Annotated in this window: 13 protein-coding genes and 2 pseudogenes; 12 read left to right on the plus strand and 3 right to left on the minus strand. The window is 35.1% G+C overall.

What is annotated here, in order from left to right; genetic code table 11:
• Positions 1-65 precede the first annotated feature (65 nt).
• The 3 genes and pseudogenes from AC5LWL_RS05955 (at position 66) to AC5LWL_RS05965 (ending at position 2,989) form a co-directional block, all read left to right on the plus strand.
• On the plus strand, positions 66-1,253 hold the full coding sequence (locus AC5LWL_RS05955) for an aminotransferase A (protein WP_493433464.1): 1,188 nt from the start codon (positions 66-68) through the stop codon (positions 1,251-1,253).
• Positions 1,254-1,325: 72 nt separating this feature from the next.
• Positions 1,326-1,508, plus strand: a pseudogene (locus tag AC5LWL_RS05960) (hypothetical protein); the annotation flags it as partial.
• Between the two features lie 290 nt (positions 1,509-1,798).
• On the plus strand, positions 1,799-2,989 hold the full coding sequence (locus AC5LWL_RS05965) for an aminotransferase-like domain-containing protein (RefSeq protein ID WP_493433465.1): 1,191 nt from the start codon (positions 1,799-1,801) through the stop codon (positions 2,987-2,989).
• 152 nt (positions 2,990-3,141) lie between these two features.
• On the opposite strand, the gene AC5LWL_RS05970 is transcribed toward AC5LWL_RS05965, so the two are convergent.
• Positions 3,142-3,984 (minus strand): TIGR03943 family putative permease subunit, encoded by an 843-nt coding sequence (locus AC5LWL_RS05970; protein WP_493433466.1) that lies wholly within the window; start codon positions 3,982-3,984, stop codon positions 3,142-3,144.
• A 12-nt stretch (positions 3,985-3,996) separates the two neighbouring features.
• Complete coding sequence (locus AC5LWL_RS05975) at positions 3,997-4,863, minus strand: permease (protein WP_493433467.1); 867 nt, start codon at positions 4,861-4,863, stop codon at positions 3,997-3,999.
• A 362-nt stretch (positions 4,864-5,225) separates the two neighbouring features.
• On the opposite strand from AC5LWL_RS05975, the gene AC5LWL_RS05980 reads away from it, so the two are divergent.
• From AC5LWL_RS05980 to AC5LWL_RS06000, 5 genes and pseudogenes are all read left to right on the plus strand, one after another.
• Positions 5,226-5,432 carry a TOBE domain-containing protein gene (locus AC5LWL_RS05980; protein ID WP_493433468.1) on the plus strand — a complete coding sequence of 69 codons (207 nt, stop codon included), beginning with the start codon at positions 5,226-5,228 and terminating at the stop codon, positions 5,430-5,432.
• Between the two features lie 442 nt (positions 5,433-5,874).
• A complete protein-coding gene (locus AC5LWL_RS05985) occupies positions 5,875-6,774 on the plus strand; it encodes an SDR family oxidoreductase (protein WP_493433469.1) in 900 nt (299 codons plus the stop codon).
• 281 nt (positions 6,775-7,055) lie between these two features.
• Positions 7,056-7,476, plus strand: a pseudogene (locus AC5LWL_RS05990) (IS607 family transposase).
• A complete protein-coding gene (locus AC5LWL_RS05995; RefSeq protein ID WP_493433470.1) occupies positions 7,424-8,581 on the plus strand; it encodes an RNA-guided endonuclease InsQ/TnpB family protein in 1,158 nt (385 codons plus the stop codon). Before AC5LWL_RS05990 ends, AC5LWL_RS05995 begins: the two are co-directional and overlap by 53 nt.
• A 151-nt stretch (positions 8,582-8,732) precedes the next feature.
• Entirely contained in the window at positions 8,733-9,695 is a 963-nt protein-coding gene (locus tag AC5LWL_RS06000) for a 2-hydroxyacid dehydrogenase (protein WP_493433471.1), read from the plus strand.
• 58 nt (positions 9,696-9,753) lie between these two features.
• Here AC5LWL_RS06000 and AC5LWL_RS06005 read toward each other — a convergent pair whose 3' ends face one another.
• A complete protein-coding gene (locus AC5LWL_RS06005) occupies positions 9,754-9,891 on the minus strand; it encodes a bacitracin ABC transporter ATP-binding protein (protein WP_493433472.1) in 138 nt (45 codons plus the stop codon).
• A gap of 421 nt (positions 9,892-10,312) precedes the next feature.
• On the opposite strand from AC5LWL_RS06005, the gene AC5LWL_RS06010 reads away from it, so the two are divergent.
• The 4 genes from AC5LWL_RS06010 (at position 10,313) to AC5LWL_RS06025 (ending at position 14,397) form a co-directional block, all read left to right on the plus strand.
• Positions 10,313-11,077, plus strand: coding sequence for a MerR family transcriptional regulator (locus tag AC5LWL_RS06010; protein ID WP_493433473.1), 765 nt, complete (start codon positions 10,313-10,315; stop codon positions 11,075-11,077).
• A gap of 197 nt (positions 11,078-11,274) precedes the next feature.
• A complete protein-coding gene (locus AC5LWL_RS06015) occupies positions 11,275-11,613 on the plus strand; it encodes a metal-sensitive transcriptional regulator (protein WP_493433474.1) in 339 nt (112 codons plus the stop codon).
• Between the two features lie 13 nt (positions 11,614-11,626).
• On the plus strand, positions 11,627-11,833 hold the full coding sequence (gene copZ / locus AC5LWL_RS06020) for a copper chaperone CopZ (RefSeq protein ID WP_493433475.1): 207 nt from the start codon (positions 11,627-11,629) through the stop codon (positions 11,831-11,833).
• 119 nt (positions 11,834-11,952) lie between these two features.
• Positions 11,953-14,397 carry a heavy metal translocating P-type ATPase gene (locus AC5LWL_RS06025; RefSeq protein WP_493433476.1) on the plus strand — a complete coding sequence of 815 codons (2,445 nt, stop codon included), beginning with the start codon at positions 11,953-11,955 and terminating at the stop codon, positions 14,395-14,397.
• Positions 14,398-14,469 lie beyond the last annotated feature (72 nt).

The following is a 14,469-nucleotide window of genomic DNA, read 5'->3' on the forward strand; positions in this document are numbered from 1 at the left end:
ATATACCATCTTTAGAAAGATGCATGAATAACAAACTTGACACCTAAAAAAGGGAGAAATATTTTGTGAAACATTTAATTAACCCAAAAGCAAAAAATATTGAAACTTCCATGATTAGAAAAATATCGGACAAAGTGGCTCAATATGAGAATGCAATCAATTTAACTGTTGGACAGCCTGATTTCCGTACACCTGATCATATTAAAAGTGCTGGCGTACAAGCGATTAAAGAAAATCAAACAAATTATACTAATAACGCTGGAATACCTGAATTAAGAACTGCTGCGAGTGAATTTATCCGGGAGAAATATCAGATTTCCTACAATTCTGAAACAGAAGTTCTTGTAACGGCAGGAGCAACTGGAGCTTTGGATATTGCTTTTAGAACAATACTGACAGAAGGAAGTGAAGTTCTTTTGCCAGCTCCTATCTATGTAGGGTATGAACCTTTAATCAAGTTGGCTGGTGGCGTTCCCATCTATATAGATACCACGGTTAATAACTTTGTCTTAACGGCTGATATGATCAAAGAAAATATTACAGATAAAACTCGTTGTATTGTACTATCTTATCCCTCGAATCCAACTGGGTGTATTCTAGAGAAAGAACAATTAGAAGAGATTGCGGAATTACTTAGGGATAAAGAAATTTTTATTTTATCTGATGAAATTTATAGTGAATTAACCTATGAAAAAAAGCATACTTCCATTGCATCACTAGAAGGAATGAAGGAAAAAACGATTATCGTGAATGGAGTATCCAAATCCCATTCTATGACAGGGTGGAGAATTGGGTTATTATTTGCTCCCGAATACCTTACATCTGAAATATTTAAGGTTCATCAATATAGCACTACATGTACTTGTTCTATTAGTCAATATGCAGCTGCTGAAGCCTTGTCTACTGGTATAAAAGATGCTTGTGAAATGAAAAAACAGTATATAAAGAGAATAAACTTTGTTTATAAGCGCCTAAAAGAGATGGGACTTCCTGTTCAGAAGCCTGAAGGTGCTTTTTATATCTTTCCTTCTATAAAAAGCTTAAATATGAGTTCGCAGGAATTTGTTGATTTGTTGCTTGAAGAAAAGAATGTTGCGGTCGTACCAGGTAATGCCTTTTCAAAATATGGAGAAGGATATATCCGAATTTCTTGTGCTGCTTCATTTGCACAGTTGCAAGAGGCAATGAATCGAATGGAATTATTTATAAAAGAGCTACTTATCCAAAAGAGGATTAAGTATATATCCATCTAATGCTAAAGTTATAAATATTTTTGTTGATAACTAGATCAGCCTACTTCTTAAATAGGAACGAAATGTTGTTGTGTCTCGATAATATTCTGCAGTGGCATGAGAAATATAAGTGCTGGCTCCGTATTAGCTGTCAATTTCTTTCCTGCTGATGCATTGCCAGTTGTTCTCGAAATGCTTTTTCAACAAGTATTCGCATCGATATTTGGACAAATACTTAATAAATATTACTTGAACAGGAAAGTATCATTATTTTAATTCAATTGGAAGGAAAGGCGAGGCGGCTAGTGCCTCGTTTTTCGTTGAAAGATGAGAAAGTATAAAATTTTTCAACTTAGATTAATGTCTAGCTCCAGCGCCTAGCCCCTGTGAAAGATAACCTCCATCCTCTAAAAGTAAAAAACACTTTTTGAGTCTGGAGAACATTTTTCTTCAGGGCTAAACAAGGCGCTTGCGCTTTTCTTAATGTAACTTTTCAAAAGGATAGGTAGTTAAAAAGATGTGTTATTATAGCTTCAGAAATATTGAAAAGAAAGGGATAGATCAAAGTGAATTATAATACTTTTTTTCCTGAAAATATAAAAACAGCAATGAAAAATAATCCACCTGGAGATTGGATGCCTAAACTGCCAAGTGAGTGCATAAGATTAAGCTCAGGCTTTCCAGCACCTTCACTTGTCCCTTCAGAAGAGATTAAGGAAGCGGTATACCACTTAATAGAAGAGGAACAGGATCAACCATTTCATTACGCTGGAAGCCTTCGATCAGCAAGTTTGCAGCAGTTGATTCAAAAAAAGTTGGAGAATCGTGGTATTAACGTTAGGAAAGGAGAGCTCTTAATAACTGCGGGGGCATGCCAAGCTATTGATTTGATTGCACGAGCATTTCTTGATGAAAATTCAGTAGTTGCGGTGGAATCTCCCACTTATATGGAGGCGCTTGAAATATTTCAAAATTACACGAATCAAATTATTACGATACCGATAGATGAACAAGGGATTCAAACAGATGTATTAGAAACTGTATTAAAAGAAAGAGAAGATGCTGGTCTCCATCTTCCTCGATTTCTATATACTATCCCATCATTTCATAATCCTACAGGAACAACAATGCCACTTGAAAGACGAAAACATTTACTAGAACTTTCTAAAGAATTTGAGTTTTTAATTGTAGAAGATGATGCATATGGAGAATTATCTTTTTTTGAAAATCCATTACCTTGTAAAGCCATTGATTTAGAAGGGAGAGTCCTGCATGTTGGCTCATTATCCAAGGTTGTTGCTCCAGGAATGAGAATAGGGTGGATTGTAGGGGAAAAGGAGTTAATATCTACTTTTGCATGGTTTAAAAAAGATTTAGACCATCCGTTTTCACATGCAACGATGGCAGTATATTTAGAAAATGTTGATATGGAGAAGAAGATTAAAATGGAAAGAGAAGAGTATCGTACTAGATGTGAGACGATGCTCCAAGCTCTTAAACAATTTTTCCCAAAATCGGCTACTTGGTATATACCAAAAGGAGGTTTTTTTGTGTGGATAAAAATTCCTGGTAGAGATACTGCTCACTTGCTAGCAGATGCTTTAGACATCGGTGTTTCATATGTTCCTGGAAAGCATTTTTTCTTTAATCAAGCTGAGGGAGCTGAGTTTCTTCGGGTTTCGTTCAGTTTTGAGAATGAGAAAGAAATAGTCAGAGGAATTAAAAAGCTTGGAGAGCTTTTTTCTGCTTCTAAATAAATAGTTAGCTATTTCTGTCCCTGCCTTTGAAAATGCTAAAACCTTGTGGTGGGAATCTTATTCGTTGTTAGAAGTAGGTTAATGACTGGAAAAATGGGTGATGGTTTAAATAGTTAAAGCCTTTCAAATAGATGAAAGGCTTTAACTATTTGTTAATTTTGTCTGTACACATAAGGGTCTTTCGGCTCTGCGACCTTTGTCCATTTTGTTACTTTTAAGACAGGTATTGTTTTTTTAAATGGTTGATAGTAGATGCTCTCCAACTTCCCGCTGACTTGGAACCATTCGTCGTTTTTGGTTGTTAAATCATCAGGAAGATCTAACAGAATCCCATATACGCCGGAATCGGCAATGCAATGAATAATTCCGAAGCGCAATAAGAAAACTTGGTTAGCAGCTAATTCGTTTTCATGATAAGCAAAGCCGGTAAGCGATACTTCTTTATCCATAAATTGACCAGGATAGTTATAAATTGTTTCTAAGTCATTTAACATGGTGTCTTCTTTTAAATCAATTTTATCTTTATTTATTAATTTTTTTAGCCCTTTATCCATCAATTCTGAATAACCATCCCGTCCATAATATCCTCTTGTATCTGGCTGGAGAAACTGGTGCTGGCTATATTGATCCCCTTCATCATAAACTGGAAAAAACAAGCCTTTTTTTGCGACAATATTCGAATCTAATGTAGCAACAGGCAAAAATAGACCGGTAATAATTGGGGTTAATAATACAAGGAACGTAAATCCTCTTTTCCACCAAGTGTTTTCTTCTTTGGCGTGATCATGTCCACAATGATCACCGCAGTCTTCATGGGGATGATTCTCTTTTTTTACATAAAAATAAATACAAATTAAGCTGAAAAGGATAAAAATATAGATAGCAGACTCTGATATATAAGCGTATTTCATATTAATATATTTTGAAATATTACCAGAGGCATGAAGGTGTAAAAATAAATAGGTGAAACCGATAAGAACTAATATACGAGCCATTTTCAAACCTCCTTATAAACCAATCGTTACTATTAAAACGGTGATGGTAATAAATCCTATCAATAGTAAAACAAATTTACTCTTAAAGGTACTTAAAAGCATAAACGTGTTTTTAATGTCCAGCATAGGTCCAAAAACTAAAAATGCAACAAGGGAGCCAGTGGAAAAGCTGCTTCTGAAACTTGCTGCTACAAAAGCATCTGCTTGGGAGCAAAGGCTTAGTACATAAGCTAACCCCATCATCACAAGATGAGAGGAAACTGGCCCGTTTCCAATAGAAACAAGTGTAGAAGTCTTAATAAATGTTTGTACAGCTGCAGCGATAAGAGAGCCGAGCACTAAGTATTTTCCAACCGAAAAAAATTCATCAATGGAATGTCTAAGCATAGCGGTAATGCGTTCTTTAAATGTTTGATAGTGAGAATGGCTGGATATTTCGTTCTTTAAAGGAGATTCCTTAATAAATATTTTCAGAAGAATTCCCACAATAATACTTACAAGTAAAGCAAAGCCACCACGATATAACACAAAGGTCCAACTGTTTCCAAAGGCAATATAGGTAGAAAACAGCACAATAGGATTAATGATTGGTCCAGTCATCATAAATGCTATAGCAGCAGGCAAAGACACTCCTTTTAAAAGCAACCTTCTTGTAATAGGAACAATCCCGCACTCACAAGCTGGAATAATACTTCCTAAGAATGAGGCAACGATAACAGCTAAAATTGTATTCTTTGGCATAAACTTTGCGATCATTTCTTCTGATACAAAGATTTGAATAATGCCTGATACAATTACTCCAATTAAAATAAAAGGCAGTGCCTCAATGATTATACTAATAAAAATGGTATTCATTTGATATAAAGTCTGAGTGTTCATAAGCAACTCCTATTTTCAATTAATACTTGTACATTTTAATAAGCCATTATGGCAGTTCTAAATATAGCATAATTAAATGAAGAAATTATGAGAAAAATGGGAGAGGTTAATTTTCTGAATGGATAAGAGGAAAAAGAAAGCAGCATAAAGAAGGAAGAGAACTTTTTTGGGTTGTAAAAGGGATTAATCATTAGAGCTAGACTGACATCACTTATTAAAAAATTTATCTTTTTTTGTAAAAAACAACAGAAAATTCGCATATATTATCTAAATGTTCAGAAAATTGTCAAATTTAATAAAGATTTACTAAGTTTCTTCCTGTATAATTTCCTTATATTAAAAAAATTTGGGAGGTAGTGGAAATGAGAATTAGTGCAAGAAATCAATTAGAAGGAAAAGTTATAGCAATAACAGAAGGGGCAGTAAACGCAAAAGTAGATGTTGATTTAGGAGAGGGGAAAATTATCACATCGATCGTTTCAATGGAAGCACTGAAAGAATTGGAGTTAGCAGAAGGATCATCAGTTACAACATTAATTAAAGCTTCTTCTGTCTTATTGATGGCATAAAAAAGCTCCTTATTTAAGGAGCACAGAATGTCAAATCTACGTACATAGTCGTTCACCCATTCTTGAGGTAAGACTCCTATGGGAATTGCGGGATAGGCTCGGCGCCCGCCCCATGGAAAGCAAAGTGTATACTGACTGCTGATTATTCGAGAAAGCCAAACCTATTTTTCAGGGTAGACACCCATGCACACAAAATTTGCAGTTTGATTAAGTTTGAAGATAGGTTGAAACTAGGAGTAGCCTGCATACATGAAGACTCCCGCGGGAATGCGAGAAGAAAGACGAGACCCCGCAGTGAAACGAGTAGGCTCGCATCCCGGAGGAAAGCGAAATGTATGCAGGCTGCGGATCCATTGAGAGTCCATTCCTTTTTCTAGTGCATTCACCTAATGAAGCATGTTGAATATACTAAGTTCAACATGTATTTAGGGAGGAAGCAAAGATGAATCAAAAAAAGCCTAATTACGGATACGAAAAAAAATGCGAGGAAGTGCCAATTACTTATCCTCCACAGCAGCAGTATAGACAGCCTGGATTAGAGTATTTAATGGTACCACGACCAATCTATGATAATCCCAATTATATAGGAACAGGAAAATTAAAAGACAGAGTAGCTATTATCAGCGGCGGAGACAGTGGAATAGGAAGAGCAGTAGCGGTAGCTTTTGCAAAAGAAGGAGCAACTATCATTATTGCTTATTTTGATGAACATCAGGATGCAACAGAAACAAAAGAAGCAGTAGAGAAGCTGGGAAGACCTTGTGTATTAATTCCAGGTGATTTAAGAAAAAAAGAGCATTGCAAATATGTCGTCCAGACGGCTGTTCAACTTTTTGGAAAAATAGATGTTCTGGTTAATAATATTGGGGTTCAATTTGTAGAAAATAACTTTGAAGATATGAAAGAAGAACACTTAAAAAACACATTTGCTACAAATATTATGTCTTTTTTCCATATAACCAAAGTTGCACTTCCCTTCATGTCAAGCGGCAGCAGCATTGTAAATACAACCTCTGTAAATGCCTATATTGGTAAGAAGAATTTAGTTGATTACTCTGCTACAAAGGGAGCAATTGTCAGCTTTACAAGAGCATTAGCGAATAATGTGGTTGATAAAGGTATTCGCGTAAATGCTGTAGCTCCAGGTCCAATATGGACACCACTACAGCCTGCAAGCCTTCCACCAGAAAGCATCAAACATTTTGGAACAGATGTACCGATGAAAAGAAGTGGTCAGCCGTATGAGTTAGCTCCAGTATACGTTCTTTTAGCTTCAGATGACGGCTCGTATATAACTGGTCAAACGATTCATGTGAATGGCGGGCAAATGGTAACAACATGAAGTGAAAAAAGTATATTAGAAAAAGTAGAAATGTTCGTAAAGAGCCCGAAAATGAGAAAAAATCCTTATGAATCCTTAACACATGCAAACCAGCATTGGAGAGTGCTATATCCGTTTCAAGATGGCCAAAATAGCCATCTATTTTTATGCACTAATTTATGACAAGTGATAAAATATTAGATGAAATGGATAAAAAAATATATAAAATTTGCTGTCTAAGGAGATTAAAAACCGTTAATAAAAATAGTAACATACGTAGACAAATGTGATGAAATATACTTATGAAACAATTTAAACCTAAGGAATTTGCAGAGTTGTTAAATGTATCCGTAAAGACATTACAAAGAAGGTGTATTAACAGCTTACCAAAACCCTAAAGGAAGAAGATAGTATACGGAAAATCAGTATAAAGAATAGATGGGAATCCAAGAGGATAATAAAGTAGGTAAAACAGTTATATACACTAGAGTCTCCAATCAAGGACAGAGAGAGGACCATGAAAACCAAATGGAGTTTCTAAAAACATTTGCAAATGCAAGAGCAATGAAAAAGAAATGATTCAAGATTTGATTTCTATTATTGATGTTTTTAGCTGTAGAATATACGGATTGAGAAAATACAAGAAAAAAATATCAGAGGAAAAATCAAAATGAAAAAAGCTTATCTAATAGAAATGAAACCAACGGCCGAACAAATAGTTAAGATACATCAAACCATTGGCGTGTGTAGATATGTTTATAATTTATATCTTAGTAAAAATAAAGAAATGTATGAAAAAGAAGGGAAGTTTATCAGTGGATACGATTTCTCTAAATGGTTAAATAATTTCCACACGAAAGAACAGGACCAATGGATTAAAGCAGTTTCCAGTAAGGCAGTGAAGCAAGCCATTATGAATGGAGATAGAGCTTTTAAAAGATTTTTTAAAGGATTATCCCAATTTCCTAGCTTCAAAAAGAAAAAGAATCAAGATGTAAAATGTTACTTTCCTAAAAATAATAAGACAGACTGGACAGTAGAAAGACATCGAGTGAAAATCCCTACGATTGGTTGGACAAGGCTAAAAGAATTTGGTTATATCCCAAAGGATACTATTGTGAAGAGTGGGACTTTATCTCGTAAAGCAGGAAGATATTATGTTTCTGTTTTATGTGAAGTGCCAGAAAAAATACAACTACCGTCAAGGAATCAAGGCGGTATAGGCATTGATTTAGGCATTAGTACATTTGCTATGTGTAGCAATGGTGATATTCACAAAAACATCAATAAAACAAGAAGAGTAAAAACGATAGAAAAGAAGCTCAAACGTGAACAACGCTCTCTATCACGAAAATATGAAAATCTAAAAAAGAAAAGAGGTGAATCTGCTACTAAAAGGAGAGCGAATATAAACAAGAATATCCTTAGAGTGCAAAAGCTACATGTTCGATTGGCTAATAGAAGATTAGAGCATGTAAAATCTGTTGTGAACGATGTGGTGAAAACCAAACCACGCTATATTACAGTAGAAGATTTGCACGTAAAAGGGATGATGAAAAATAGGCATTTATCTAAAGCAGTGGCACAGCAATGTTTTTATACTTTCCACACATGGTTGAAAGCTAAATGCAAGGAATATGGCATTGAATTACGTCAAGTAGACAGATTTTATCCTTCTTCTAAATTATGTTCCTGTTGTGGACAGAAGAAAGTGGATTTAAAATTGTCTGATCGAGTATATGAATGTAACTGTGGTCATGTAATGGACAGAGATGTAAATGCATCCATCAACCTTTTACAAGCAAAACAATATACAATATTAACTTAAATAGTATATATGTACGGTGGGCTACATCGGAATTTACGCCTGTGGAGAGCGATACAAACCAGAGTAGCGAGCAATTGGCTAAATGGCGTTCGTAGAAGCAGGAATACTCTAAGGATGTACGTTTGGGTATATTTTTAGTAGCAGTGTTGAAATGAAGCCTAAAGTATATATTACTAGAAAACTTCCGCATGAAATCATTGCAAAATTAGAATTGCATTGTGATATTCGAATGTGGGAAGAAGAGGATAAGCCTGTTCCTTATGAGGTTTTAGAAAAAGAAATAGCAACTATTGATGGTCTTTATTGTTTATTAACAGAGGCAATAGATCGGCCGTTATTGGAAAAAGCAAAACAGTTAAAAGTGATTAGTAATATGGCTGTAGGTTATAACAATATTGATATTGATGCAGCAAAGAAAAAAGGAATCACTGTGACCAACACGCCAGGAGTTTTAACCGAAACAACAGCGGATTTAACATTTGCCCTTCTTATGACAACAGCAAGAAGAATAGTAGAAGCAAGCGACCATTTAAAAGGTGGGAAATGGCAAGCTTGGTCACCGATGGAATTAACAGGACAAGATATATTTGGAGCAACGATCGGCATTATCGGTATGGGGAGAATTGCAGCTTCTTTAGCTAAAAGAGCAAAAGGATTTGACATGAATATCCTTTATTACAATCGCAGCCGCAAACCTTCTCTTGAAGAGGAACTTTCGATGAAATATGTCGAATTGAATGATTTATTAACACAATCTGATTATGTTTGCATTATGACACCATACACATCTGAAACAAAAAATATGATTGCAGCTAAAGAATTAGCTTTAATGAAAGAAACATCTATTCTAATTAATACAGCACGTGGTGGAATTGTAAATGAAGAGGATCTCTATCAAGCATTGGCAGAAAAAAGCATTTGGGCGGCAGGTCTTGATGTTTTTGAAGAGGAACCTATTTCATTGAACCATTCCCTGCTTACACTTGATAATGTTGTGGCAGTTCCCCATATCGGCAGTGCAAGCATCAAAACAAGAATGAAAATGGCAGAGCTTGCAGCAGATAATTTGCTCCTAGCATTACAAAATCAAACACCGAAGCATGTGGTTGTATAATGTATTCACTTTAAATTCTAAATAAAAAGGAAAATAAAATGCTCTTAGAAAGATGCATTTAATTTTCCTTCGCTGTTTTTTCATTTTCCTCTTTGTCTTCTAGAGAGTTTGGCTGCCATCCATAAAGCTCATTAATTTCTCTCACTACTTCATCTAAAAACTCATCTGTAATGATATCTTCTCTTTCCATATTCATAAAATCACCTCTATCTATTCTAGTATTTAATAGAAATTAAAATTATATACAAGTTATGCAGTGGAATATAATGAATTTGACAAGATAAACACATTTACTTTAGCACTTTACAGGGTATTTATAGACAAGATTGGAAACGGTTGTTATGTGTTTAAACGATTGAAAAGACTTAAAGTGCTAGTCTTTTTTGTTGAATAATTTATTGGGAGGCAATAATAATCAGGTAAACTTACGGGTAGGTTTAATAGGAACTCCTTACTAATAGTATACACTAAATTATCAAAAAATTCACAAATAAACAACAAAAAAAGTGATAAAAGATAAAGGGTATGTAGTAGGGAAATAATTTGAAAAATATAAATAGCCTATTTACATTCACGTTACGTTAAGGTTTATGATGAAATGGTTAGGAGGTTAGAAAATGGAGTACACCGTACAAAAGTTAGGAAAGTTAGCTGGGGTGAGTACAAGAACATTACGCTATTATGATGAAATTGGCATTCTCAAGCCAGCGAGAGTAAATTCTTCAGGCTATCGAATCTATGGACAAAATGAGGTCGATTTTTTGCAGCAGATTCTTTTTTACCGAGAATTGGGAGTAAGTTTAGACATCATAAAAAAAATGATGATGTCTCCAGCATTTAATAGGGAAAATGCGTTAAAAGAGCATCGGCAAAAACTTCTGGAGAAGCGAAAACAGTTAGATCTATTAATAAATAATGTAGAAAAAACGATTAATACAATAGATGGGGGAATAACAATGAGCAATAAAGAAAAATTTGCAGGCTTTAAACAAAAAATGATACAAGAAAATGAAGATAAGTTTGGAAAAGAAATTCGGGAAAAATATGGAGATAACTCCATTGATCAGTCTAATGCAAAACTAAAGAATAGGACGGAAGCAGAGTATGCACAAGTTGCCAAACTTGCCGAAGAGGTGAAGAGTACATTAGAAGAAGCTTTTAAAACTGGAGATCCAGCAAGTGACTTAGCACAAAAAGCAGCTGGTTTGCATAAACAATGGCTTTGTTTTTATTGGGCGGAATATAGTAAAGAAGCGCATGCAAGTCTTGCTCAAATGTATGTTGATGATGAAAGATTTACTAGCTATTATGATAAAGAACAGCCAGGAACAGCAAAGTTTTTAAAAGATGCTATTCACATCTATACAGGTATAAAGGCTTAAAGGAACTATTCGTATCTTTGTTTACAGGGAATGAAATGGATGAATTGAGAAAATTTAATGAGAGGCTTTCTTAAGGTTCCCTTTTTACACGATGACATAAATTTGTCATAAAAAAACAAGATAAAATAGTAGCTTTATATACCGTACAGGGGTATGATATATTTATTGAGAATAAGTATCATAAAGGAGTGCTTTTATTGGAAATAGATTGGAAAGAACACCATGATAATGAACATTCCTGTCATACAACAAGCAATCGAAAAAGTCATCATTCCGATAATGTCAAAAAAAATCTAGTAACAAGATTAAATCGTGTAGAAGGCCAAATAAGAGGTATAAAGGGCTTAATTGAAAAAGATACGTATTGTGACGACGTCATCACACAAATAGCGGCAACACAATCTGCATTAAACAGTGTGGCGAAGATTTTACTGGAAGGCCATTTGAAAAATTGTGTAGTGGATCGTATTCAAGAAGGCGATATGGAAGTATTGGATGAGGTATTAATAACGATTCAAAAATTAATGAAAAAATAAGGAGTGTATTAAAATGGAACAAATTACATTAAAAGTGGATGGCATGTCATGCGGTCATTGCGTAAAAGCAGTTGAAAGCAGTGTAGGGGAGCTTTCAGGAGTATCTACAGTTAAAGTGAATTTAGAAGAAGGACTTGTTGACGTAGCATTCGATGAAAAAGAAGTAAATTTAGATGCCATTAAAGAAACGATTGATGAGCAAGGATATGATGTAAAGTAACCACTTCATGGAATAATGTCAACCTAAAGGCAGTTGGAGGCTTAAGCTTATGAATGTAAATAAGCCTCTTTCTTTTTTTATCGAAAATATACCCCGTGTAGGTATAAGGAGGTTTAGAAATGAGCGAAGCATTACAAAGAAATAAACCAAAAGAGCAGCAAATAAAAGAAAATCATTTTCAAATTACTGGTATGACTTGTGCTGCCTGTGCTGCAAGAATTGAAAAAGGTTTAAAGAAAATCGATGGAGTACTGGATGCATCCGTTAATATAGCGTTAGAAAAAGCAACCGTTCAATATAAAGAGGATCAAGTAACGGCGAACGAGATTCAGACGAAAGTAGAAAGACTAGGCTATGGTATTTTGAAAGAAAGATCAGAGTTCGCAATAACTGGAATGACATGTGCAGCTTGTGCTAACCGTATTGAAAAAGGATTAAACAAAATCGATGGGGTTCAAGAGGCAACAGTAAATTTTGCACTTGAAAAAGCTTCTATTGAATATAATCCTTCCACCGTTTCCATTAAAGATATTACCGAAAAAGTAGGAAAATTAGGATATGGAGCAGCGATAAAAGATGAGAAAAATGAGAAAAAAGTAAAGAACTTTCGGGAAAATGAACTGAAAAATCAACAAAATAAATTCATTTTTTCTCTTCTTCTTTCTTTGCCGTTGTTATGGACCATGGTTGCCCATTTTCAGTTTATTTCTTTTCTGTATGTTCCAGAGGTTTTGATGAATCCATGGCTTCAATTTTTATTAGCAACGCCTGTTCAATTTATTATAGGGAAACAATTTTATGTAGGAGCATATAAAGCGCTGAAAAATTATAGTGCCAACATGGATGTGCTTGTTGCATTAGGAACATCGGCTGCTTATTTTTACAGCGTTTATTTAGCATTCCAATCAATAGGACATTCTGGTCATATAGAAGGTATGTATTTTGAAACAAGTGCTGTCTTAATAACATTGATTATTTTAGGGAAAGTTTTTGAAACAAAAGCAAAAGGAAGATCTTCTGAAGCAATTAAAAAACTAATGGGATTACAAGCCAAAACGGCTACTGTATGGCGAGATGGGAAAGAGGAGATCATTTCTCTTGAAGATGTGATAAAAGGTGATATTGTTTTAGTCAAACCAGGGGAAAAAATTCCGGTAGATGGGGAACTATTAGAAGGAACTTCCGCTATTGATGAATCGGTGATTACCGGAGAAAGCATTCCGGTAGATAAACAAGTGGGAGACAATGTGATAGGTGCAACTATTAATAAAAATGGCTTTATTAAAATAGAAGCAAAAAAGATCGGAAAAGAAACTGCGCTTTCACAAATTATAAAAGTAGTGGAAGACGCACAAGGATCGAAGGCACCAATTCAGCGGCTTGCTGATAAGATTTCTGGTATTTTTGTACCGATTGTAGTCGGAATAGCTGTGATTACATTTTTTATTTGGTTTTTTGCTGTGGTGCCTGGCGACTTTGCCGAGGCGCTGGAAAAGCTTATTTCTGTTTTAGTAATCGCCTGTCCTTGTGCACTTGGCCTTGCTACTCCAACTTCTATAATGGCAGGTTCCGGCAGAGCAGCAGAATTTGGTATTTTGTTTAAAGGTGGGGAACATTTGGAAATGACCCATACAATCGATACAGTCTTATTAGACAAGACGGGTACAGTCACAAATGGATCCCCCATATTGACGGATATTAAAACAATAATAGAGGAAAATCATTTTTTATCTCTTGTGGCTTCTGCCGAAAACCAATCAGAACATCCTCTAGCACAGGCAGTAGTAAGTGGTGTGAAAGAAAAAAATATTCGATTAAAAACAGTTTCTCATTTTGAAGCAATACCGGGATATGGTATTAAAGCATTGGTAGAATCAGAAGAAGTGCTGGTTGGTACTAGACGTTTAATGAACGAAAACAATATACAAATAGATGGAATTATTCAAGAAATGGAAGCTTTTGAAGCACAAGGAAAAACAGCAATGCTTGTTTCTGTGAACAGAAAGTTTGCAGGAATAGTCGCTGTAGCTGATACCATAAAGGATTCTTCTAAAGAAGCAGTTAAAAGAATAAAGGAGCTTGGTATCGATTGTATAATGATTACAGGGGATAATAAACATACAGCACAAGCGATTGCCAGTCAGGCTGGTATTGAGCGAGTAATTGCCGAAGTCTTGCCAGAAGGAAAAGCGGAAGAAGTGAAAAAACTACAAAACCAAGGGAAAAAGGTGGCGATGGTTGGCGACGGAATAAATGATGCACCAGCTCTTGCTTTGGCAAATATAGGAATGGCGATTGGAACAGGAACAGATGTTGCAATGGAAGCAGCCGATATTACGCTAATTAGAGGAGACTTAAACAGTATTGCTGATAGTATTATGATGAGTAAAAAGACAATTCGTAATATTAAACAAAACTTATTTTGGGCTTTTGCTTACAACATAATCGGCATCCCGATTGCGGCATTTGGTTTTTTGGCACCATGGTTGGCAGGAGCAGCAATGGCCTTCAGCTCAATATCCGTTGTTTTAAATGCGCTTCGTTTACAGCGAGTGAAATTGTAGTAGAGTGATCTGTTTTATAAAGTCGTTCTCTTTTCAGCAAAAGCAGGAAGAAATTTTCATAATTTCATCCAA

This window comes from Niallia sp. WK069_GA_01 (assembly GCF_983173855.1).

Bases quoted from the DNA above. Each gene is read 5' to 3' on its own strand.
- AC5LWL_RS05970 (WP_493433466.1), bottom strand. From the start codon at position 3,984: ATGGCTCGTATATTAGTTCTTATCGGTTTCACCTATTTATTTTTACAC.
- AC5LWL_RS05975 (WP_493433467.1), bottom strand. From the start codon at position 4,863: ATGAACACTCAGACTTTATATCAAATGAATACCATTTTTATTAGTATA.
- AC5LWL_RS05980 (WP_493433468.1), top strand. From the start codon at position 5,226: ATGAGAATTAGTGCAAGAAATCAATTAGAAGGAAAAGTTATAGCAATA.
- AC5LWL_RS05985 (WP_493433469.1), top strand. From the start codon at position 5,875: ATGAATCAAAAAAAGCCTAATTACGGATACGAAAAAAAATGCGAGGAA.
- AC5LWL_RS05995 (WP_493433470.1), top strand. From the start codon at position 7,424: ATGAAAAAAGCTTATCTAATAGAAATGAAACCAACGGCCGAACAAATA.
- AC5LWL_RS06000 (WP_493433471.1), top strand. From the start codon at position 8,733: ATGAAGCCTAAAGTATATATTACTAGAAAACTTCCGCATGAAATCATT.
- AC5LWL_RS06005 (WP_493433472.1), bottom strand. From the start codon at position 9,891: ATGAATATGGAAAGAGAAGATATCATTACAGATGAGTTTTTAGATGAA.
- AC5LWL_RS06010 (WP_493433473.1), top strand. From the start codon at position 10,313: ATGGAGTACACCGTACAAAAGTTAGGAAAGTTAGCTGGGGTGAGTACA.
- copZ (WP_493433475.1), top strand. From the start codon at position 11,627: ATGGAACAAATTACATTAAAAGTGGATGGCATGTCATGCGGTCATTGC.
- AC5LWL_RS06025 (WP_493433476.1), top strand. From the start codon at position 11,953: ATGAGCGAAGCATTACAAAGAAATAAACCAAAAGAGCAGCAAATAAAA.